A 22,823-nucleotide genomic window follows, 5' to 3' on the forward strand; every position below is an offset into this window, starting at 1 on the left:
GTTACTGCCCATGCCGGGCGCACTTAAAAAACAGCTCCTGGAAAAGTTTTTTCCAAGAGCTGTTTTTGTTCACAAAATCCGCGTCATATTATACCAGATCTCACCTGCATGTTGAGAATCAGAAATACCATCGACTTGATAACTATGTTTTTCATAGAAAGGGATCAGTCTTTTTAAACAAGTTAAGGTTATTAACTGTCGTCTCTGCTTTCGGGCAACTACTGCCAGCTGTTCAAGCAGTTGTCCTGCCAGGCCTGATCCTCGTTTATCAGGTGCAACCGCTAAACTGAGTATCGTTTGATATTTTGCTGCTTGTGAATTTGGCACTGTTTTTTCAAATAGTTCATCTGAAATATAACGTTCGTGTGACGCTGAACCAACTACATATCCCAGCGGCTGTCGTTGTTCATCATAAGCCACAATGAAGGTGTCAGAAATTGTCTTGATCCTGCCTAACATGCTGTCCTTAGTTGCTGCTTCATCGTTCGAAAAACCTGAATTTTCAATTTCCATAATAACAGACAGATCTTTTTCTTGTGCTGGACCAAACTTGATCATCGCTTTTCCCCTCTCACTACCTGTCAGTCCTAGTTTTGCCAGAGTAACACTTTAGTCACAACATATCCTCTGAAATGCACAAATATGCTGAGAATTCTGAGCCTATATTTTTACCAAAGCTATTTTTTTAATTTAATCTGATCAGCAGCTGTTAGTTTACGCACTACCCGACAAGGATTTCCGACAGCTAAAACGCCAGCTGGAGTGTCACGTGTAACTACACTTCCAGAGCCGATCACACTACCTGCCCCGATCGTGACACCGCCATTAACAACAACATTTGAAGCCAACCAGCAATTATCTTCTATCGTAAGAGGCTTCCCATACTCGAATGTCGTTTTCTGTCCGTCGATAACTTGAGTATTACGATCTTGAGCTAACAACCCGTGCAGTGGTGTTGCCAAGGTAACATTTGGACCAAAAAATTCATTATCTCCGATAACAACTGGACAAGTATCTAAGACTGTTAAATTAAAATTGGCATAAAAATTAGTACCAATTTTAGTATTGCACCCATAGTCGAAAAAAATCGGGCCCTGTAAGAAAATATTTTCCCCATGCTCTGGCAGCAATTGATCAACTATTTCCTGTCTTCTTTGAGTCTCATCATCAAACGTATCGTTATATATTTTACATAAGCGGTGTGCCCTGGTCAGTTTCTTTTGCAAATTGAGATCACCAGAGTTATAGATTTTTCCCGCAAGCATCTTTTCTTCATTTGTCATAATTAAATTCCTTTACACTAATTTGATCACATATCTAATTGATAGTCTTCCTCATTGACCAGCGGAATAACAGTCGTGAATACGTACTTGAATAAAAGGGCTAAGAATATCGGGGCAATGATAAAGACCAATAAAGCAACTACAACATTAGTAACACTCCACCCTTCAGCCGCCAAATTAATATGATTCAATGGACCGACTAAGCCGCTGATCCCAAATCCTGCGCTCATCGGTGTCCCTTTAATATTGAAAAAGTATCCTAGCAGACCCAATATTGCAGCATTGGCCGCGATAGGTATGAAAGTTTTGAAATTACGCATAACTATCGGCAAGGCCATTTTAGGAGAACCCATGAACATTGCCAAACTTGTTCCTCTAGAATTGACTTTCCAGCCCATAATTGCATAACCGAAACCAGCTGCGCAGATCCCTAAATTAGCCGCTCCAGATCCTAAGCCAGACAAAGAAACCGCTAATGCGATTCCGACTGTAGTGATCGGCGACAAGATCAATAATGCAAAAACTTCGGCCAATAAAACCGACATCAAAGCCGGTTGCAAGGCAGTCAATTGTTTAACACCAACTCCGATGAAAGCCGTGATCTGGGAAACATAAGGATAGAGCAGCAAACCACTTACTCCAATAATTGCCAGCAACACAGGAGGGATCACAAGCAAACTAAATGACTTTAATTTATCACCGATCAATAAAATCACGCAAGAACCTATTGCTGCAGTGATCATCATATTGATGATGTCACCCGTCCCATTCATGATCATCGTACCATTTTTAAAGAGAACTGACCCGGAAGCTAAATGTGTCGCCAATCCTAGCGAAAAGCTTTCGATCGGGGTAAAACCAAAACGCATGCCGATCGAAATACCACAAACAACACCCATCAGCGAATTAGACATATTCAAAGCATTCAACACAATAGTTAATTGCGGTAAAACTCCGACTAACGCTTTAAACAGTTCCGATAAAAGAGCCCCTGGTATCAAAACAACTACGATCCCAGTCGCTACCCCATTCAAAATATTCATAACAAAAGTTCTTAAATCGACATTCCTGTTCATATAATTTGCCCCTTTCTCAAAATAAAACAACAAAGTTCGACTACTAAAACGGCTATGCCTTCAAGTACGGACAATTCGAGTCAGAATGTTACGGATATGTGCTGCATTAAAAAAGCAGTGCTTTGTGCTAGATCGGACAATACTTTGACGATCTGGTGAACGATCGGCTTCTGCATTCTAGTCGTTAGACAAAAGATCATTCTTGGTCATTGTTTTCATTGACAAAAGAATATGTAAAAAAAGTCGCCCCCGTCACATCTTCATGCAACAGGGACGACTCGTTACTACGACCGCGGTACCACCCAGTTTTGAAAATATCTTCTGATACTCTCACTCTCACAAGCTGATAACGGTTCTTGCACACCCGCACTAAAATCGCCGTATTTCGTAACCATGCCCTGATCGATTCGCAGCAACCACCGACTTCCTGACACCCAGACATCATCCTACTTGAGTTGGCAATATATAAGTTAGAAAAATATTAACATCTAGTTAGAAATAAGTCAACATAAATTCATAAATATCTAACATTCAGCTCATATTACTTTACGATCGCAGTACTTAAAGCAAATATGCCCGACTTTCATATGGGCGCAATTCGGTCAACTTTCCTGCGGGATAATTAGCTAACAACAACTTGCCCTTTCCTTGATCATAATCACGTTCAACAGTTTCAGTCGTAAAATTGTTGATAACAAGCAGCGTTGTACCTTGAAATTCACGCAAATACGCAAAAACCTGTTCATCTTTAGGATCAAGCAATTGATAACTTCCATATCGGATCACCGCTTCTTGATGTCGCAACTTGATCAGCTTTTGATAATAGTAAAAGACTGAATCTTGCTCTGCTAATTCATCTTTAGCATTAATTTCTCGGTAGTTAGGATTAAGTGCAAACCATGGTTTTGCAGCAGAAAAACCTGCATTTTGCGTATCATCCCATTGCATTGGCGTCCGGGCATTATCCCGTGACATATGTGCCAAGTATTCCAGCATCGTTTGCTCATCAACGATTTTTTCTTTTTCAACATATTCGTGGAAGGCATTCAACGACTCAATATCTTCATACTGCTGCAACTGTGTATAATGTGCATTAGTCATGCCTAATTCTTCACCCTCATAAACATAAGGGGTTCCTTGCAAAAAGTGTAATGTTGTCCCAAGCATTTTAGCCGCCTTGGCGCGATATTTAGAATCATCAGTTGCAAAACGAGAAACGGCCCGAGGCTGATCATGGTTATTCCAATATAAACTATTCCACCCTTTGCCATCTAAGCCTTCCTGCCACCGAGAAAGTGATTTCTTCAATTCACTTAATTTAATAGGTTGATCATTCCATTTACCCAACCGTCGATCGGGATTGCCTGCTAAACTAACGTGTTCAAATTGAAAGACCATGTTCAATTCAGTCCCAGCAAGTGAAGTATACTGCTGAGCAAGCTCTGGAGTTACACCAGGCATCTCGCCGACGGTCATAACATCATACTGAGACAAAACTTCACGATTCATTTCCTGCAAGAATTCATTGAGCCGGGGACCATTAGTTGTAAATTTACTACTATCTCCATAAACGGCGCCCTGGGCCAATGGTCCATCAGGTAAACCTGGGACTTTAGAGATCATGTTGATAACATCCATCCGAAATCCATCGATCCCCTTGTCAAGCCAAAAACGCATCAAAGAATAAACTTGTTGGCGTACCTCTTCATTTTCCCAATTCAGATCCGGCTGTTCAGGTGCAAATAGGTGCAAGTAATACTGCCCACGTTCTGGCACATATGTCCAGGCTGAACCATTAAAGGAGGCCCCCCAATTATTTGGTTCATGTCCGTCGACCGGATCGCGCCAAATGTAATAATCCGCGTATGGTCCATCTTGTGACCTCTTACTTTCTTGAAACCATTTATGTTGGTCAGAAGTATGGTTAACGACCAAGTCCATAACCAGCTTCAACCCATTTTCGTGAATTGCCGCTAATAGCTGATCAAAATCAGTCATCGTCCCAAAATCAGGCTGGATTTTTTCATAATCAGCAATATCGTAACCATTATCCACATCAGGAGACTGATAAATCGGATTCAGCCACAAAACATCAACACCTAATTTTTTCAAATAAGGCAACCGTTGTTTGATCCCGTTTAAATCACCGATCCCATCATTATTACTGTCCTGAAAACTGCGAGGATAAATCTGGTAAACCACCGCGTCTTTAAACCAATTTGAACTCAATAGAAAAACCTCCTTGTGCTCTGCACTTAAATTAGCTCACAGACAAAATGTGTCTCTTAAGCCCTACCAAGCAAAATGAAATAGTCTTGCTTATATAGGTTCACTTTATCATAGGAATTATAAATACCACAGCCTTAGAATTTTTTTCTAATGTAACTTTCATATTCCGCTGTGGTCAGGGCCAAAATGCTTTAATTGTTCGTGTTCTGTACAAAAAAAGCCGCCTATCCCATTAAGGAATAAGCAGCTCAAATTGTCTTAGTCACCTTCAACGTCCAAGGTAAGTGCATTTTCTGAATAGTTAATATAGGTTCGTAATTTGGCGGCATTCTTCCGCGTGATCCGCCCAGTTTCAAGCATAGATTGAACTGAAGCACGTTGTGCACCTAAAGCAACTATTTGCAAACGGGACCGTTGTTTTTGATACTCCGTAAATTCAAAATTAGACTTTCCTTTTAAACGTTCGATCCTATTACGATACATGATGACTAAATGATAGATCGTATTTCGGTTGATCTTACTATTATCCACTTTTTCACTAGAAACATAACGTGAAAGAGCCTTGATCGCGGCTTTAGCGGCTTCACGATCAGCCAAACGTGCTTCTTTAACTAAGACCACATCCTCTTGTGCTGAACGTTTCAGACGAAAAAAACGATGAAAGAATCGTTTGGCTTTTCGAAGATCTAAAACAATACTTAATTTGGGCCGTTCTGTCAGCCGGTTCGTATTATTGGTCTCTTGCTCCACTCGATACAATGCATCTTGATAAGTCGTAGCACTGATTTGTTTGTTCTTATACAACCGCTCGATTGCCGCACGTTCGCCAGCAATCGCAACTTGCCGTAATCTTGCCTCTTGTCCAAGCGCTTTTTCTACCTGGTCATCATCCCTGATCTCCATGGAGATCTGCCGCTCTAAATTTTGATAATCAAGCATTAATTCATAAGCTGCACGCTGATTTTTTGGAGTTCTTTTCTCATTCAAGCTTGATATTGCCGTTTGAACAATAATCAAATACGCTTCATTGTCTGTGAGATATTGCGGTAATTCTTCTTCCTCTTCTTGATCTTCTTGAACCTCATCGATCGAACTACCACGAGTTACGATCGGTCCGGCATTTGGTGCTACTAAAGGCAAAGTGATCACTGCTGCCAACAAACTAAAAACCACGACCCCAGAAGCGATAAATAAAACCAGATCTCTTTCAGGAAAAACAGCTCCACTAGGCATTCACAAAGGTAATGACAAGATACCCGCCATCGTAACGGCACCTCTGACCCCTGACAAACCAGTCAGTAAGGAATAACGAACAGCACCTTTTTTCTTTCCCTTGTTTTTCTTACTTGGAAAGATCTGATAGACATATGACCAAATAGTACGAATTACTAAAATAATGATCCAAGTTAGAAAAGCAAAACTAACAGCCTGGAGTGTGCTAAAGCGATCACCTTCGATCACATTTCTCATAGCCGTGGGCAAGACATTTCCTAGTAACATAAAAACAAAACCATTCAATAAGTAGTTTAAAACATCCCAAGTCGTACTCGAAACAACACGCAATTCAGGACGATATTCGACCGAGCGAGTTTTACCAAATTGGGTAGTGACTCCGGCTGCAACCACCCCGATCACACCAGAAGCATGGAAAACTTCTTCGATCAAGATATAAATCAAAAAGGGGCTGACTAACTGGATCGCCGTGTGGAAAACAACATCGTCGACGCCATTTCTTAACAGTAACTCTTGGATCGAGTCTAATAAACGCGATAAAACAACACCCAAAATGATACCAATAACACCAATATAGATAAAATTACCAGACGCTGCAGCCAAAGAAAAAGTCCCCGTCAATACAGCAGCTAGGGCATATCTAAATGCCACCAAACCAGACGCATCATTGATCAGGCTTTCACCGCTGACTAAGTGTAAAACGGAGTCTGGTAGTTTAGTTCGTTTGGCGATCGATTGAACAGCGATCGGATCTGTTGGCGACAAAATTGCCGCTAACGCAAAAGCTTCAGCCAGCGGGATTTTGGGAACGATCTGGTAAATCAAATAGCCGCCCACAATAGTCGTCAAAAAGACCAGCAAGATCGCGTTTCCCAAGATCGGCACTCGCATCCGCCAAAGTTCTCCCTTAGGAAAACGTCGTCCATCAGTATAAAGCAATGGGGCAATAAAAATTAGCAAAAACGAATCCTGACTCAAATTAATTTCAAATTGACCGCTTAGCGAGGTCAGAAGTCCTAATACGATTTGAATCAAGCTCAGCGGTATCGCTGGTAAGTAGTGGCTGATCACATTTGATAGCAGGATCAAAAGCGCCAGCACAATAATTATTTCTATAATATGCACGTATAAAATCACTCTCCCAATATTAGCTCTTAACAACTGCCTTACTATCGAGTTGTGTAGGACAGAAATTTCAATACCTAATCATTTTTTTCGATCTTATTTTTGATCCGCTTAAGCGTTGAAACTGAAAAGCCTGTTTTTTTTGCAACTTGTTGGTAAGTGTATTGTTTCAGTAACATATAAGCATGACGTTTTTCCTTTGTTATCAGGGCAGGCGGTCGACCTTCGTGGTAATTTTGATTCCGCATTTTTGCGCGTTTTTTGCCTGCTATAGAACGTTCTTTGTACTCGATCTCTTCTAAAAGAACGACTTTTTCCAGTGTCTCCAAAATTAATTTACCCGCAGTTGAATCATCAATAGTACCAAGGTCCAAAACATCTATAAAAATTCCACCCCTGACCAGGGATCTGCAAAACTGAGCCAACTGTTTAGGCGACTCAGCAATTCGATCAAGAGTGGTAACAACCAAGACATCATGTGGATTCATTTTTTCTAAAAGATTGACCAATTCAACTCCGCGAGTCGAGATCGCATCAACCCTATCATAAAAAATATTTTCTTTTAAAACACCATGCGCTAGTATTTCTCTTTGCTGCTCAATTTTACTTGGCCCACAAAGTGAAACACGAACGTAACCATATTTCATAGACGTTTCCTCTTCGTCATAAATCTTTTTAAACCTATCAATTACATAAAAATAAAAACTTAAACCGACCTATTAAGTATATCAATTTCAGACTTTATGGTCAAAAAATATGTACTTTATGAGCCAATAAATTGTTTACATAATTTTGAAACAATTTATTTATTCGCTTGTGATTAGTTAGCAAATTTATGTTTAATTCACACCGTGACAGTTATTCTTCATTTAAATTTTCTCAAAATACCCTTTAAAAATCCTTGACACAATAAAATAGCCTAACCGTGACCTCGGTTAGGCAAGAGAGAGAAATTTATGTGAAAAATATCACCAGATTTAGTATACCACGAATTACAAATTTTGCATACCTTTTATAAAATTTTTGTTTTTATAAGATTCTTAAGCAGGGACTACTTCAAATTTCCCAATTTTTTCAGAAAAAAGTTTGACAATCGTTTGTCGCTGCGTTAAATTAAAAGTTAATTAAACAACGATGAAAAACGCTTTGACGAGGATCGTTACTTTTACAGTAATTCAGAGAGCTTCCGTTTGCTGCAAGGAAGCATTGCTAAACAGTAACCTCTCACCTCTGATGCGGTAAAAGTGATAAAGTAGTTTTTACTGGTTACCCCCCATTATTAGGGAATTTATAATTATTAACCCATAATTGTAACTGAGCTCATCTCAACTTGATGAGAAAAATAGGTGGTACCGTGGAAACGCCCTATAAGGCCAATAGGTCTTATAGGGCGTTTTTTGTCGTTGTTAGTTGATTTTATGTTAAATATCAAAGGAGGACACACGTTTATGAAAGAAAATGCAAAGAATTTGGATTGGAATAACTTGGGGTTTGAATATCACGATCTTCCTTACAGCTTTGAAGCTAAATTCAAAGATGGCAAGTGGCAAAAAGGTCAACTGACCGAAAAATCAACGATCGAACTGTCGGAAGGTGCTGAAGTCCTCCATTATGGTCAAGAAATTTTTGAAGGACTGAAGGCTTACCGACGCAAAGACGGCAAGATCAATCTTTTTCGTCCTGAATTAAACGCAGAACGTTTGGCAAATTCTGCCAAACGGTTGGGAATGGAAGCCTATCCGGTCGATGCCTTCGTAGATTCTATCAAACAGATCGTTAAAGCCAACGAGGACTTTATCCCGCCTTACGAAAGCGGTGGTACTCTGTATATTCGGCCGTTTATGATCGGAACAACGACCGTTGTGGGCGTTCAACCTGCCACAGAGTTTACATACCATGTATATGCAACCCCGGTGGGAGCTTATGTGAACGGCCTGAGCCCTGCTCCATATATGGTCAGCAAATACGACCGTGCAGCCTACGCAGGGACTGGCCAAGCTAAAACTTCCGGCAACTATGCAAGCAGTTTGATCGCATCGATCCAAGCACACAAGGAAGGCTTTGCCGATTGTCTCTTCTTAGATCCACGTGAACACAAATATATTGATGAATTTGGCGGTGCTAACTTCTTCGGCATCACTAAAGAAGGCCAGTTTGTAACACCAAAATCGAATTCGATCTTGCCCTCGATCACCAAACGTTCCTTGTTAGAAGTTGCAAAACGCCAAGGACTCGATCCGATCGAAACACATATCAAGTTTGCAGATATTGACCAATTTGTTGAAGCTGGTGCGATGGGGACAGCTGCTGTGATCTCTCCAGTAGGTTCGATCACAGACGGAGACAAAAAACATGTCTTTTACGATGAAGAAAAGACTGGACCTGTGACTACCAAGCTTTATAACGAATTGATCGACATTCAATATGGAGACAGACCGAGTCCAGAAGGCTGGGTCCAAACGATCGAGTAAATGCAGCATTGTGCTTAACAAACAAGTTCATCTTGATTGGAGGTAGAAATTTATGGCAAGAAAAATTGGTGTTATCGGGACTGGAAATGTCGGTGCAGCAGTGGCCCATCATATCGTACTTGAAGGTCTGGCTGACCAATTAGTTTTGATAGATAAAAATAAAGAAAAAGTGACTGCAGATGCAATTGATTTCACTGATGCTTTAGCTAATATTGATCATCATACTGAGATCACGATCAATGATTACTCACAATTAGCAGACGCTGACATCGTAATTTCAGCCGTCGGAAATATCAGATTGCCCAACGAGAGTAAAACAAACGACCGCTTTGCTGAGTTGCCATTTACAAGTTCAGCTGTGCGTGAAGTTGCACCTCAAATCAAAGCTTCTGGCTTTAACGGAGTATTGATCGTGATCACCAATCCGTGTGATGTCATCACTTCTCTTTATCAAAAGTATACTGGACTCCCACAAAATCAAGTTATTGGGACCGGTACTTTACTAGATTCAGCCCGTATGAAACGTGCAGTGGCAAGCCAGCTAAAGATAGATCCACGATCTGTCAGCGGCTATAATTTAGGCGAACACGGAAATTCACAATTTACAGCTTGGTCAACAGTCCGCGCTTTGGGACATCCAATTACAAAAATTGCTGCACAAAAGGGACTTAGCTTGGAAGATATCGATCAAGCGGCGCGTGATGGCGGGTTTACAGTGCTAAAAGGTAAAAAATACACTAACTACGGGATCTCAGCAGCAGCTGTGCATTTGGCAAGAGATATTATCAATAACGCGCATAGCGAATTACCTGTTTCGAATTTTCAGGAAGAATATGCAACTTACTTGTCATATCCGGCAATTATTGGTAAAAACGGTATAGAGGAAAAAATTCAGTTAGACTTAACTGATGAAGAAAAAAGAAAATTACAACTATCGGCAGACTACATTAAACAAAAACTAGCAGAAACGCTGGAAAAACAAACTAATTAACAATTTTTGCAGTAGACTGACCTGACAGTTATCTGAAAGGACCATAAAAATGGAGAAATTAAGAGTTAAAGTTCCCGTGACAAATCTTTGGCGTTCAAAAGATAAAATACGCCCGATCGACCAAAAAATATTGGCTGGCAATGCTAAAGACTGGTCCACTGAAATGTCAGATCAAGAAACGATTCAATTATGTGATGATAATATGATCGATAGCCAGTTGCTTTTTAATGATAAAGTAATACTGGAAGAGCAGGATGGTGAATGGTCTAAAGTAATTGCCGTGGACCAGCCGACCCATCAAAATAGCAAGGGCTATCCGGGTTGGGTGCCGACAGCATCATTAACATCTGCAAGTACCGAACAGGAAAATGCAGTAACAAGCGTGACGATCTGTGTGAAATCAACACCGCTATATGATGAACAGCATTCACCACTTACTGAATTGACACTGGGAACGAAACTTGAAAAATTGACGGCAGATAATTGTAAGGTCAAAGTAGCAACACCATTAGGGATCGGCTTTGTAGACAGAAAAGCCACTCAGATTCCTGAGGAGTTGGTCGGTAAAAACGACGGTGAAACGATGGTCAACATCAGTCGACAGTTCTTAGGCATGCGCTATATTTGGGGAGGGATCAGTTCTTACGGTTATGACTGTTCTGGTTTAGCTTACGGACTCCATCGAGTAATAGGCGTAACGATCCCGCGGGATGCCGATGATCAACAATTAAGCGGTGCACCGATCGAAGTTGATGCGATCCGACCTGGTGACTTGATCTTCTTTGCCTATGAGCATGGAACTGGCTCTGTCCATCATGTCGGCATGTACATCGGCAACGGCGAAATGATCGAGTCACGTACACCCAGGAAAAAAGTCGATATTGCTAAATTAACTGAACCAAAGTTTGCTGCAGAATACGCTGGTTACCGCAGATACTGGAACCAAGCAGAAAATAAATAAATTATAGTTAGATGTAAAAACAGTTCGCTTTTTGAACTGTTTTTTGCGGTGACTTTATCTAAGTGTGACATTAATTTTGCGGCTGCATACCACTTTTTTCAATGCTGCGCCGCTGTTTTTTTCAGCAACACAAAAAATACCAGTACGTCTTCACAGACCACTGGCATTCCTATTATTTTGTATTAAGCATATTGATGAGCCATCTTAGCCGCGACTGCCGCACCCAATGCGCCAATCAGATCATCAATAAAAGTATTTACTCGTCCATCTTTTTGCGTATCCAATTCCTTGATAACACCGTTTTTGACCCGGTCGAGATACCCAAAATTCGTGACCCCGATCGTCCCATAAATATTGGCGATACTTACAGCTAATGATTCATCAACTCCAAAAACCCCAGAGTCATTAGCAACGATGTTTTGCAACGGTTGTTTTAACTGACCTTCCGTTGCCAAGCGATCAAGCTCCAAAGCCACCATCGCATTATTTAACACTTCACGTTTATGCAAAACTTCGTTAGCTGCATCGAGAAATTCTTCCTTTTTCGCCCCAGGATAAAAATCCTTTTGCAAATCAAAAGCAATATCTGCGATCGTCGCCATGGTGATCTCTCTTTTAGCAAGTTCTCCTACCACAAAGTCAAATGCAGCTTTATCTGGATATTTAAAATCTTTTGTTCTCACACTTATTCTCCTTTCGATCTGGGTTTCTGCTTATTTTTTATTTTTTAAAATTAGGTGCAGTTAAAAACACAGCTCTTTTCAAAATTACTGCTCAGGCCATGTAAATGAACACTACATATTCGACTTTACAGCATGCTCTTCAGATATTCAAAGAAAAAGCTTTAACTGGAAATTAACCCTTTCTATGAGCTTATTTGTCAACAATTCCCAGGTAGTATGTTATCGTATACATGAAGGTAGTTAAACCTTTGCACTTCTCTACGACAGTCGTCCCCATGCGGGCGGCTTTTTAAATTTCATGCCTAATAAAATTCAGAAATAATTTCCGGAATTTTTTGTCGCGTTGTACACCCCAAGAGACTGCCAGTCACCACCTGCTAATCTTTTTTCACTTTTTTTCATTAAAAAAGGTTTCATATAATGCTTGGATGGCTTTTTTTTCATCTTTTTCTTCTAAAGCAAACATAATGCTGATCCCCGAAGAGCTTTGATTAAACAGTCTAATACCAATACCTTCATTGGCTAGAGCAGTCATCGCTTTAGCAGCAGTGCCGATCGTAGTTGCCATTTTTTCACCAACCACCATGATCAGCGTTAAATTAGTTTGCCGATGCACATCATCAGCCTGCAGCCGTTCCTTAAGCTCCGCCAATAATTCCTCTTCTTGTGAATCATTGATTTGTTTTTCCTTGACTACCAATGACATTTCATCGATCCCAGTCGGCATATGTTCCACACTGATCCCGCGTTGAGCCATAACTTCTAAAGCTGTTGAACCGAAACCAACTTCATCATTCATCAAATACTTTGAAATGTAGATCGACTCAAAACCGTGTGAAGCAGCGACACCCGTAACGTCATTTGCATCGAGCGGTTTTTCTTTAGTGATCAATGTTCCTGGGGCCGTTGGATTATTAGTGTTTTTAACTTCGATCGGAATATTGGCCATGATAGCAGGACGGATCGCTTCATGATGAAACACTGAAAAGCCCGAGTATGAAAGTTCGCGCATCTCACGATAGGTCAAATGCTGGATCTGTTGCGGTTTCGTAACGTAACGCGGATCTGCAGCATAGATCGCATCAACATCTGTGAAGTTTTCGTAGAGGTCTGCATGCACTCCATTGGCTAAAACAGCACCGGTAATGTCCGAACCGCCGCGAGCAAATGTCACTTTCTTGCCGTTTTTTGTAACTCCAAAGAACCCAGGAAAAATAATACACTTTGACGTATCTTTAAGCCGAGCCAAGTTATCATACGTTTCTGATAGGATCTGGGCGTGTCCAGGTTCATCAGTAACATATAAGCCGGCTTCTTTTGGACTGATATATTTGGCGGGCAAACCGCTTTGCTCAAAAAACAACGCAACAAGCTGGGCATTATTGTCTTCCCCGCTAGCTTTAAAAGCATCTAGTTGTTCTGAAAAGGAAGCATACTCACTATGCAATAATTGTGCAAAATTCCTGTCGATCAACTCTACTGCTTTCGTTCCTAGTGAAAGTTGCTGAATGATCGCGTCATAGCGTTCTTTGACCACAGCAAGTGTCTGCTGATAGTCACTACCTATGCGCACTTGTCCGGCTAGTTTGATCAAAAGGTCCGTAATTTTTTGGTCCGTGGCAAATCGTTTCCCAGGAGCGGAAACAACAACAATTTTTCTATCTGGATCAGCTTTAATAATATTCAGGACCTTCGTTAACTGAACACCGTCTGCAAGAGAACTTCCACCAAACTTTACTACCTTCACGAGACCACACCTACCTAATTCTAATTTAATTTTAATTTATCTAATACAATAGCAAAAATTAAGGTGGTTTTCAAAATTTTTTCAATAAAAAAGCAAGAAAGTTTTAAAAACATCCTTGCTTAGTGTATGAAAAAATATTTATTTGTTTTGAGAAATACTCAGTTAATATTAGTACCACCCATACTGATCTGAATGCTTCAAAGCATTTGACCATGAACCATATCTGCTATTAACGTAATTATCAGCTGTTTTTTCTTGATTAGCTTCAGAAAGGTCCCCGTTTAACATGGACTTGTCTAATTGGTACTTGCCGTAATACTGACCATTTGAAGCGGAGTATGATCCACCAGATTCGCGGCCAGCTATTGCGGCTTTAGCAGCTGCTTCAGAAGAACTACCTGAGTTATTTGAAGTTGTGGCAGGCTGAGAAGCTGCTTGTTGAACAACAACTTTTGTTTGTGCTTGTGCTTGCTGCGGCTGTACCTGCCCTTGAGAAGTTTGTTGCGGCTGTACTTTTTGTTGTACCGGCGCCTGTGCTTTAGGCTGTACCTGATTTGATTGAGCTGGTTTTGCAGGTGTCTGTGCAACAGCAGCTTGTTGTTGTGGTTGAGTTGAAGTTACTTGTCCATTTTCGCCAACTTCGATCTCTTGACCAATGTAAATCATGTTAATATTGGAAAGATCATTAGCTTTTTCAATCGAAGAAACAGTAACATTATTTTCTTTAGCGATCGATGAAATTGTATCCCCTGCTTTAACTGTAACTGTATCAGCATTAGCTGCAAGAGACCCTGCTGTGAGCATACCGACAGCTGCTGTAACTGTTAATAACGTCTTTTTAAATTTCATTATTCTTATACACTCCTATAACTTTATGCCTAGACTTACTAGCGATGTGCTTACACCGCTTTTTTGATTCAACGATGCCTAGTATAAGAAATAGAGGTTACATGCAAATAACACTCGATTTAAAAAGAAGCTTTATTTTGTAAAATCTCCAACTATTTGTAATTTTTTGTAATAGTATTACCGCTTTGCTCTATCAAGACGAGATAAAAAACTAGCCTTGACGACCCCATATGCAATCTTTACTTTATTACAAATTTCGGATCTAGCCGCAAGAATTTTACAAAATTTTGTTTGTTTTTTGAAAAAAGAAAATCTTTCAAGTTCTGTTTCCGTAAAAATAGCCTTTGCCCCTCTCACAAAAAAGAAACAAAAGCCTAAGTCTGCTAAATATCATGCCAAAGAAATTTAAAAAAGAATAGAAAAACTGGCGCTCCAGCCACGGCAAGCAACAAGACTTGCCAACTAAAGTTTAATATAACATAAGTACATAAAAACAAAACATAGCCTAATACTGCAAACGTAGCGACTGTTAATAATAAAAATGCAATAATTTTCTTTGAAAAACTCATCTCATTTAACTCCTTCTGTCAACTTCTTGGACTGTCAACAAACCACTATACAGATTTTCATCGTTGGGACTTTTCAAGCTTGAACGGTGGAATTCGAAACTTATCCGAACGACCTAATGGTATGAGCCAAAATAGTTTCTGATAGTCATATGTGCATTACGACTTGTCTTATCAAAGTCCTTAACCTTTTTCAAACTAGGAAACAAGATCACGTACCGGTTGCGATCCGCAACTTCTTGGGATTGCAATTCTTCTGCCTGATAATAGAACTTTTTTCCTTTAAGAGTTAATCGTAAACTTTTTCTTTCAAACATGAATGAACCTCCTCAAGCCAGCCGTACCTCGCAAAGTCAACACAGATCGTGCAGTCCACATACTAAAATTCTAAACATTATAATTAAATTTTGTTATCATAGAACTATACTATATTGTATATCGAATTTTGTTTTCGTGCATGTCAGACAAAAAGTTTTTTTATTTATGCAAATAACAATACATGGTTCAAATCCAAAATGGGAGTGTTTATATTTTGGAAAAAGCTGCTTTGATCCTTGAGGGTGGAGCTTTACGTTCTTTTTTTACCAGTTCTATCCTTGATTACTTTCTAGAACATGACGTTGAATTTGAATACGTACATGGCGTTTCAGCAGGAACGCTTTGCGCAATGAATTACATTTCTAAACAACGTAATCGTTCATCTAATATCAACCTTCACTTTTTGCATGACAAACGTTATATCAGCGTCAGCAACCTGTGGAATAATGGAGGAATTTTTAACCTAGACTTTCTTTTTTCGCCAGATTGCTTTGCATATAGTCCGTTCGACTGGGATACATATCGTCACAGCCAACAAGTATTTGAGATAACCGCTACTAACTGCGAAACCGGCGAAGCTCAAATTTTTCGCAAACAAGCAGACAATGACCAAGTCGAAGCTATTAAGGCTTCTTCGAGTATTCCATTACTGTCAGATATTCGCTTGATCGATGGACAACATTATTTGGATGGCGGGATCGCCGATTCGATCCCCTTTAAACGTGCGCAAGAACTCGGCTACGACAAGATCGTCGTTGTGGTTACTAGAGATCTCGGCTATCGCAAGCCTGAAAACGGTGCGGCCATGAATAACATGATCAAAAGAAGGTATAAACAATATCCTAATTTTGTTCAGGCATTTATAGATCGTCCCAAACATTACAATCAATCTTTAAATGAACTTGAAAAGCTCGAAAAAGAAGGTAAGATCTTCGTGTTGCGTCCCGCAGCTCCTGTTACTGTCTCTCACTTTGAAAGAGATGATTCAAAGTTGATCGATCTCTACCATAAAGGAACGGAAACGATCGTTGAACAAATGCCTGCACTAAAAAAATATCTAACAAAATAAATACATGTATCGTGGTCGTTAGCTTATTGAAAGATATGCAAAACGACCATTTTTGCGCAAAAAACCTCCCACTTCATTAGTAGGAGGCTACATAACCAAACTATTTTTAACAAACTCATTTCATTTCTTTTGATTGTTTTTCGTCAGCATACTGATAATATAACTGGCGGAAAATGTAAATGATCACAGCTGTTAAGAAGAATGAAAAAACAACGTCAGACATAAAATGTGCGCCAATAACTACACGTGAGAGTCCCATCAATGCCCCATAAACAATGCCGCTGATCCACCAGACTTTTTGTGTTTTTCCCTTAAAGAACCATGAAAAAACGATCAATAATGTGGCTGCTTGTGTGTGTCCCGAAGGAAAAGACATATGTCCTGTGACTCCATTAATAGTTAGCCAATTAGTAAAATTACTCTGTGTTTTATTTAATTCATAAGGACGAACACGTCCCCAGATCTCTTTTAACCCCTGATTAACTTGAAGCGAAAACCAGACAGTTAGTGAAGCAAAAATAGCGACTAACAATAAACGTTGGATCGTTTCCAGTTGAAAATGACCCAGCCAGTACTGAAAGGCAACAGTCAAAATGACGAAAATAAGCAGCCAGATCCAATAAGCTTTGCCTACGCTCAAAGCAACAGCCGCATTATCACTATTGGCAAGACCGATCGGCTTATGCTGATCAAGATTTGAGCTGACCGAAAGAAAATAACTTTCAACTTCATTTAAGTATTGTTTTAGCTGCCATCCTGATACTGCCAGTCCCCCACTCCCCAACAAACATTTGAATAAAACAGATCCTTGTATTTTAAAAGCAAACGTCAAAGCAATTTGACCGCTGATCACGAAAATCAAATATTGCGGAAACTCACCCACACTTTGAAATAAAGTACCAAAAACGCTGCGATAATTAATGACCATGTTACTGATCCACAGGTCCCCAAATGCAGCAATCACTAGTAAAACCACACAAATTACTGTACTAATACTAAAAAGTTTCTTTTGTTGTGAAAATGACATATCAATTCTCCTCTCAAATAAACTTTAAGCTAAACTACTAGTTTAGCTTAGACTGAAAAAGTAAAAAAAATTGACCTTTACGTAAGTATTGTGTAAAAAATGCTGTATTTTGTAATTTCAAAGCTATTTATTCCAAACCATACATTAGACTCAAATTCGTCAACCACACAATTTGCTTATACCTGCAAATAAAAAAGCGCAAAAGATAACTCTCATTTCATGAGTTATTTTGCGCTTACCCCTATCTAAAGAACCGCTCAATATGATAAAAAATTGTATTTTATCAACTTCCACTCTACAATGCTAAAACTATAGCGTGTGAGTCTGTTAGTATCATATTCTGAGTTTCTGGCCTTGCTTTGTTTTTTACTTGCTTTACTCTTTGTCCCCATTACCGCTTTCTTGTACTACAGAACTTGGCCCTGGTTCATAGGTGACTTTATTGTGTAACACTTGTGTAGCTACCCACAGTAATACTAAGGATACTACAATAAAAATCAATAAAATCAAGAATGACTGTGTGATCTGTCCACTGCCGAACCCACCAGTTAAGGACTCGCGGAATGAATACACTGACCAGGTCATTGGCAAGAATGGATTGACTGCTTGGAAAAAGCCGTTCATTCCGGTCGTAATTTCAATTGGGAATGAACCTCCACTGGCACCTAATTGAATCACTAACAAAATCATTCCAATAAATCGGCCTGGATTCTCAAATACAATAGACAGCAACATGACGATATACATCGCGGCCAACGAGAACATGATCCCGTTTAACAGAAAGCCACCAACATTTTGCGGTGTCAAACCGACAGCCATCATCAATAACAATTCGACCAAGGCATTAGCTACAGCAACTACGCCACCAATAGCGACTTTGCTGCCAAACCATTCATTAGCTGTACTATCGTCACCGCCCATTTTACGTAACGGATAAACTAAGTTGAAGACCAATGCTCCAACATACAAAGCAACAGACAACATATATGGTGCTAATGCAAAACCATAGTTAGGAACCTTACTGTAGTTACTGTGCTGTAGTCTCGTTGGGGCAGCAAACATCTGCGCATTTCTCTTGCCCAGGTTAGTTGAGTTGACCTCTTTAGCACCATCTTTCAAACTCTTAGACAAAGTACCCGTACCTTTGGCAACTTGGCCAGACGCACCATTTAATTTATCAGAATTTCCTGCTAATTGTGCAGAACCATTCGCTAGAGTATCGATCCCGTTAACTAAAGTCGGTACTTGTGCATTTAACTGCCCGATCCCACCAGCAAGCGTGTCTGCTCCAGAAACTAATTGGCCCCCATTAGCATTCAACTGACTCGTGCCATTAGCTAACGTATTAATGCCGCCGACTAATGCTGGAACTTGTGCGCCCATCGCAGTTAAGCCGCCATTTAACTGACTCGCTCCGCCACGTAATTGGGTACCGTTTTGGTTCAACTGTGAAGCCCCATTAGCAGCGGTTTTCACACCATTAGTATACTGCGTTAAACCATTCAACTTCGTTGGTAATGATGATTGATCGGCAATTTGTGAAATTTGAACTAGAATCTGATTGGGATCAGTCGTATAATGATATATTCCATTAGATTTCGGCCCATTAACACGAGCATTTAATTGAGTTGAAGCTGATTTCAATTTGTTAGCAGCACTTTCAAGTTCTGCCAACTTTTTCGTCATAGTCGCAACATCCATCGTTTCGCCTTGACTATTCATACCTGTTGATAAGTGTTTGATTTGACCAGTTAGCTTCAATAAATCAGGTAATGATTTTTGTGCATCGCTCAACTCGGCCTTAGCCCCAGCAACCGTTCCTTGAATAGCCTGGATTTTTTTCAAGGTCTTGCGATTTTCTTGACTATTTCTTTTGATCTGCTTCAGATCCTCCTGAGATCCAGCCATCTGTTCTTTCTGCTGTGCTGGCAACTTTTCAATTACCTTTTCAATTACATCCAAAACTTGCTGAGCTTTGACAAAACTATCCCTGTCATTAGCACCAATTGAATCCAATTGCTCCGTTAAACCATCCAATTTTGTACTAATATTAGTGATCCTATTGTTCATTTCATCAGTTGTTGTACTCAAATCAGCCAATAGTTTTTTGTTTTTCGGTGTCATCAAGCTATTTAATTTCTGAGCAGCCGTAATTTTAGGCGACTGTTCTTTTAATCGTCCCTTTAGCACTTCGACTGAATGATAGACAGTGTTACCCAAAACATAAGTTTTAGCAACACCTTGCGGTAACTGAGATAACTGGCCGGCAGCTTGTTGCAACTGATTAGATTTTCCAGCCAATTGTTGCAAACCACCGTTCAACTGACCCACAGCACCGGTATATTGGTTGATACCCACATTTAAAGTCTGGGCACCGTTTTGCAATTGACTAACCCCACTAGCTAAAGGTACTGTACCTGCTCGTAAAGCCTGGGCACCATGATTTACTTGGCTCACAGCAGCTGTATATGTGTGTAACCCTTTATCTAATACCAAAGAACCGTCAGCAAGTTGGACAATGCCCGCACTTAAAGGTTCAACTCCGGCATGCAAGGTCATCACACCATCATTTAAGTTTTTAACACCAGCCGTATATGTTGTTAATCCATTTGACAATGCCTTAGATCCATCGCTTAGTTTGACAGCGCCCTTAGCAGCTTTGCCAAGTCCTGCACCGACTTGCTTGGCTACACCGAACATCGTATCAGCGTATGCAGTTGAAACAGTTTTACTGACCTTGTTCTTTAACTGGCCGGCAGCTTCCTTAGTGAGGGCCTGACCAATATAGTTCAATGAATCATTGGTTTGATACTTTAAATTCATTTTCTGCGGCTTATCATTCAGAACTGTCGCCGCGTTTTTAGAAAAGTTTTTAGGAACAGTCACTACCATATAGTATTTATGATGTGACATACCTTCCTTGGCCTTTTGTGCGCTAACAAAATGCCACTCTAATCCATCCTGTTTTTTCATATTGGCAACTAGTTGGTCACCAACATCTAATTGCTTGTCTTGAAAAGTTACCGGTCGGTCATCGTTAACGACCGCCACGGGTAACTTATCAGCATTTTCATATGGCTCCCAGACAGACTTTAAGAAGAACACCGAATATAAAAAAGGAATAAACATAATTCCTAGCAAAGTAGCCAGAATGATCTTATGCTCCCAGATCATGCCGAACTCCTTTTTGATCATTTTCACTGAAATTCACTCCTATGCCAAATTTGAAAGACTATAAAATTACCCTTCTTTAAACAAAGAATTAACGCAAAAGCTTGATTTTCTGCGCATTCATCGTATAAATCTTCATTTATATATTTAGTTGATAGACTTCAACAATCCATAATATACTCTCAATGTCCATAAAAGACAACACTTTTGAATAAATTTTTCAAAAAAAATTTAGTAAAAAAAATAAGCCAACCGAGTTTTCCTAAAAACTCGATCAACTATCATTAAATACCCTTGCGGTGTAAGACATATGAATACGTCAGAGGAATGATCACTGCCATAATTAACGGAACGATTATTAACCATTCTTGCTGGAGAAGAATATTTGCCAAGAAAATGATCCCACAAATGACAAATATCCATCCTCCTAAGCGGTTGGTTTTTCGCCAGTTTTCTTTACTGTTAAGCGTCCAGGAAACACGATATCCCATCGTTTTGTTTTGTTTGACCTTTGGCAAGTAATTACCCAAAACGATAAAAACTACTCCCAATAATAAATTTGAAGTGGCATCAGAATTCATTTGGTATCCAAGAGAATAACCAAAAATCATAATCGTCGTAACGAATTCGATCCACGGCACGATCCAATAGATCACTTTTAAAATCTTGCCATCAATATTCTTTTTATGCTTATCTAGATTCGTAAATACCACTACAAATAACTGCACAGCAGCCATGACTAGCGGAAAGCCATAAACTGCCATCGCTTTATTACTCCACCCATTTGGCTGACCAGAATGCAGCGTAAAATGGGTAGCTATTTGGTCTGGCAGTTTATTCCATAGTAAAATACCAACTATAATTGGAGCCAAAGTTAATAAGAAAGAACCCACGATCGTCTTTATTTCTTTATCTTTTTTCATTTGTCCTATTCTCCTTCAGATCCTCAAACCAAGCCATAATTTCTTCAAGAATCGATGTATTCAAGTCATAGTAAATGAAATTTTTCTCTTTTTCTTCCCAAATCAAGTCCGCTTTTTTTAGTACTTTTAAATGATAAGAAACTGTAGCCGCAGTCATAGCAAAATGCTGACTGATCTTTCCAGCAGACATTCTTCCGTTCTTTAATAATTGTAATATCTCTCGGCGAGCTGGGTCAGAGAGTGCTTTAAAACTTATCTCAAAACTCATAGCTCTCCCTCCTAATTAGATAACTTTCTAATTAGGATTATATCAAATGTACAGTAAAACTGCCAGTCAACAGCTAGGCAACATTTTAATTCTGAAAAAGTGTTAACTCGGACTAACTTTAAATATATACATTGAACAAAAAAATGTGCTACAGAAATCAACAGATAGATCCCTACAACACATTTTTTAAGTTAAGACTTACTTTTCACTGTTTATTTAAGTTTTTGTATGAATACTTTCAGAAACCCTGACTATGCAACTTGGCAATCAAATATCACTATTGAGCATTTTACTTTTTTAATATAAAAATGCCGCCAGCACATATAATATTGCAATATGAGCCAGATAGAAGATGTAAAAGAGGTATTTCATTCCTGGACCCTTTTGTCCGTTATAGAACCAAATTGGAATAATAGCAAAAATCATTATCCACTGATTTGCTCCAAATATTCCATAGATCAGTGCGGTTAAGGCAATCAATAAACACTGGATCTTACGATTATCTCTGAATAGGTGTAATAATGGAAGCAATAAAACCTTAAAGTTATTTTCAGCTAAAATAATGGCTGGAAAAAAGCCGACTACTATTTGCATTACTACTAAGGGTATTAAACGATTGCCAACTATTACAGTAGCGATAACTGTGAAAATAAATGGCAAAGCACACCACAAGGTCCCTAACCAAATGTTTAGTGTTTGGCTGCCTGAAATTGATCGATTTCTGTCATAAACATCACCCCGATAAACAAATCGCGGAAAATATTATTTATCAAAACTACTTTTTCAAAATTGACCGTCTTCTCTAGGAGACTGGGAGTGTCAAGAAGTTTGTG

At 39.5% G+C, this 22,823-nt stretch carries 22 protein-coding genes; 4 read left to right on the forward strand and 18 right to left on the reverse strand.

Going from position 1 to position 22,823, the window contains the following annotated elements; all coding sequences use genetic code 11:
• Positions 1-69: 69 nt before the first annotated feature.
• From FC65_RS02460 to FC65_RS02485, 8 genes are all read right to left on the reverse strand, one after another.
• Positions 70-558, reverse strand: a complete 489-nt coding sequence (locus FC65_RS02460) for a GNAT family N-acetyltransferase (protein WP_056971417.1) — start codon at positions 556-558, stop codon at positions 70-72.
• Between the two features lie 119 nt (positions 559-677).
• Entirely contained in the window at positions 678-1,283 is a 606-nt protein-coding gene (locus FC65_RS02465) for a sugar O-acetyltransferase (RefSeq protein ID WP_056971418.1), read from the reverse strand.
• A gap of 26 nt (positions 1,284-1,309) precedes the next feature.
• The gene (locus tag FC65_RS02470; RefSeq protein WP_010495073.1) at positions 1,310-2,359 is read right to left on the reverse strand and encodes a PTS sugar transporter subunit IIC; all 1,050 of its coding nucleotides are present in this window, start codon (positions 2,357-2,359) and stop codon (positions 1,310-1,312) included.
• 284 nt (positions 2,360-2,643) lie between these two features.
• Complete coding sequence (locus FC65_RS11775) at positions 2,644-2,793, reverse strand: hypothetical protein (protein WP_156408559.1); 150 nt, start codon at positions 2,791-2,793, stop codon at positions 2,644-2,646.
• 127 nt (positions 2,794-2,920) lie between these two features.
• A complete protein-coding gene (locus tag FC65_RS02475) occupies positions 2,921-4,588 on the reverse strand; it encodes a glycoside hydrolase family 13 protein (RefSeq protein ID WP_056971419.1) in 1,668 nt (555 codons plus the stop codon).
• A gap of 258 nt (positions 4,589-4,846) precedes the next feature.
• Positions 4,847-5,821: a cation:proton antiporter gene (locus FC65_RS12300; protein WP_235803059.1), complete on the reverse strand. Its 975-nt coding sequence runs from the start codon at positions 5,819-5,821 to the stop codon at positions 4,847-4,849.
• Positions 5,822-6,946, reverse strand: coding sequence for a cation:proton antiporter (locus tag FC65_RS12305; RefSeq protein ID WP_235803060.1), 1,125 nt, complete (start codon positions 6,944-6,946; stop codon positions 5,822-5,824).
• Between the two features lie 77 nt (positions 6,947-7,023).
• Positions 7,024-7,593, reverse strand: coding sequence for a recombinase family protein (locus FC65_RS02485; protein ID WP_056971420.1), 570 nt, complete (start codon positions 7,591-7,593; stop codon positions 7,024-7,026).
• A gap of 801 nt (positions 7,594-8,394) precedes the next feature.
• On the opposite strand from FC65_RS02485, the gene FC65_RS02490 reads away from it, so the two are divergent.
• Genes FC65_RS02490 through FC65_RS02500 form a run of 3 tightly spaced genes read left to right on the forward strand, consistent with a single transcriptional unit; the run spans position 8,395 to position 11,369 of the window.
• Positions 8,395-9,417: a branched-chain amino acid aminotransferase gene (locus tag FC65_RS02490; RefSeq protein WP_056971421.1), complete on the forward strand. Its 1,023-nt coding sequence runs from the start codon at positions 8,395-8,397 to the stop codon at positions 9,415-9,417.
• 52 nt (positions 9,418-9,469) lie between these two features.
• Positions 9,470-10,408, forward strand: a complete 939-nt coding sequence (locus FC65_RS02495) for an L-lactate dehydrogenase (RefSeq protein ID WP_056971422.1) — start codon at positions 9,470-9,472, stop codon at positions 10,406-10,408.
• A 49-nt stretch (positions 10,409-10,457) separates the two neighbouring features.
• Positions 10,458-11,369 carry a C40 family peptidase gene (locus tag FC65_RS02500; RefSeq protein ID WP_056971423.1) on the forward strand — a complete coding sequence of 304 codons (912 nt, stop codon included), beginning with the start codon at positions 10,458-10,460 and terminating at the stop codon, positions 11,367-11,369.
• A 182-nt stretch (positions 11,370-11,551) separates the two neighbouring features.
• Here FC65_RS02500 and FC65_RS02505 read toward each other — a convergent pair whose 3' ends face one another.
• The 5 genes from FC65_RS02505 to FC65_RS02525 all read right to left on the reverse strand — a co-directional run bounded on the left by FC65_RS02505 (position 11,552) and on the right by FC65_RS02525 (position 15,531).
• Entirely contained in the window at positions 11,552-12,052 is a 501-nt protein-coding gene (locus tag FC65_RS02505) for a phosphatidylglycerophosphatase A family protein (protein WP_056971424.1), read from the reverse strand.
• A 388-nt stretch (positions 12,053-12,440) separates the two neighbouring features.
• The gene (locus FC65_RS02510) at positions 12,441-13,799 is read right to left on the reverse strand and encodes an aspartate kinase (RefSeq protein WP_056971425.1); all 1,359 of its coding nucleotides are present in this window, start codon (positions 13,797-13,799) and stop codon (positions 12,441-12,443) included.
• A gap of 168 nt (positions 13,800-13,967) precedes the next feature.
• The gene (apf, locus tag FC65_RS02515) at positions 13,968-14,648 is read right to left on the reverse strand and encodes an aggregation-promoting factor (protein ID WP_056971426.1); all 681 of its coding nucleotides are present in this window, start codon (positions 14,646-14,648) and stop codon (positions 13,968-13,970) included.
• 383 nt (positions 14,649-15,031) lie between these two features.
• Positions 15,032-15,217, reverse strand: a complete 186-nt coding sequence (locus FC65_RS02520) for a hypothetical protein (RefSeq protein WP_056971427.1) — start codon at positions 15,215-15,217, stop codon at positions 15,032-15,034.
• Between the two features lie 113 nt (positions 15,218-15,330).
• Complete coding sequence (locus FC65_RS02525; RefSeq protein WP_235803061.1) at positions 15,331-15,531, reverse strand: hypothetical protein; 201 nt, start codon at positions 15,529-15,531, stop codon at positions 15,331-15,333.
• Between the two features lie 215 nt (positions 15,532-15,746).
• Between FC65_RS02525 and FC65_RS02530 the strand changes: the two genes are divergently transcribed.
• Positions 15,747-16,601 carry a patatin-like phospholipase family protein gene (locus FC65_RS02530; RefSeq protein WP_056971428.1) on the forward strand — a complete coding sequence of 285 codons (855 nt, stop codon included), beginning with the start codon at positions 15,747-15,749 and terminating at the stop codon, positions 16,599-16,601.
• Between the two features lie 115 nt (positions 16,602-16,716).
• Here FC65_RS02530 and FC65_RS02535 read toward each other — a convergent pair whose 3' ends face one another.
• The 5 genes from FC65_RS02535 to FC65_RS02555 form a co-directional block, all read right to left on the reverse strand.
• Positions 16,717-17,628 carry a phosphatase PAP2 family protein gene (locus FC65_RS02535; RefSeq protein WP_056971429.1) on the reverse strand — a complete coding sequence of 304 codons (912 nt, stop codon included), beginning with the start codon at positions 17,626-17,628 and terminating at the stop codon, positions 16,717-16,719.
• Between the two features lie 375 nt (positions 17,629-18,003).
• Positions 18,004-20,823 carry a YhgE/Pip domain-containing protein gene (locus FC65_RS02540; protein ID WP_235803062.1) on the reverse strand — a complete coding sequence of 940 codons (2,820 nt, stop codon included), beginning with the start codon at positions 20,821-20,823 and terminating at the stop codon, positions 18,004-18,006.
• A 260-nt stretch (positions 20,824-21,083) separates the two neighbouring features.
• A complete protein-coding gene (locus FC65_RS02545; protein ID WP_056971431.1) occupies positions 21,084-21,722 on the reverse strand; it encodes an SdpI family protein in 639 nt (212 codons plus the stop codon).
• Positions 21,709-21,990, reverse strand: coding sequence for an autorepressor SdpR family transcription factor (locus FC65_RS02550; RefSeq protein WP_056971432.1), 282 nt, complete (start codon positions 21,988-21,990; stop codon positions 21,709-21,711). Before FC65_RS02550 ends, FC65_RS02545 begins: the two co-directional genes overlap by 14 nt.
• 297 nt (positions 21,991-22,287) lie before the next feature.
• Positions 22,288-22,650: a TraX family protein gene (locus tag FC65_RS02555; protein WP_056971433.1), complete on the reverse strand. Its 363-nt coding sequence runs from the start codon at positions 22,648-22,650 to the stop codon at positions 22,288-22,290.
• Positions 22,651-22,823 lie beyond the last annotated feature (173 nt).

This window comes from Ligilactobacillus acidipiscis DSM 15836 (genome assembly GCF_001435755.1).
In the GTDB taxonomy this organism is placed as follows: domain Bacteria; phylum Bacillota; class Bacilli; order Lactobacillales; family Lactobacillaceae; genus Ligilactobacillus; species Ligilactobacillus acidipiscis.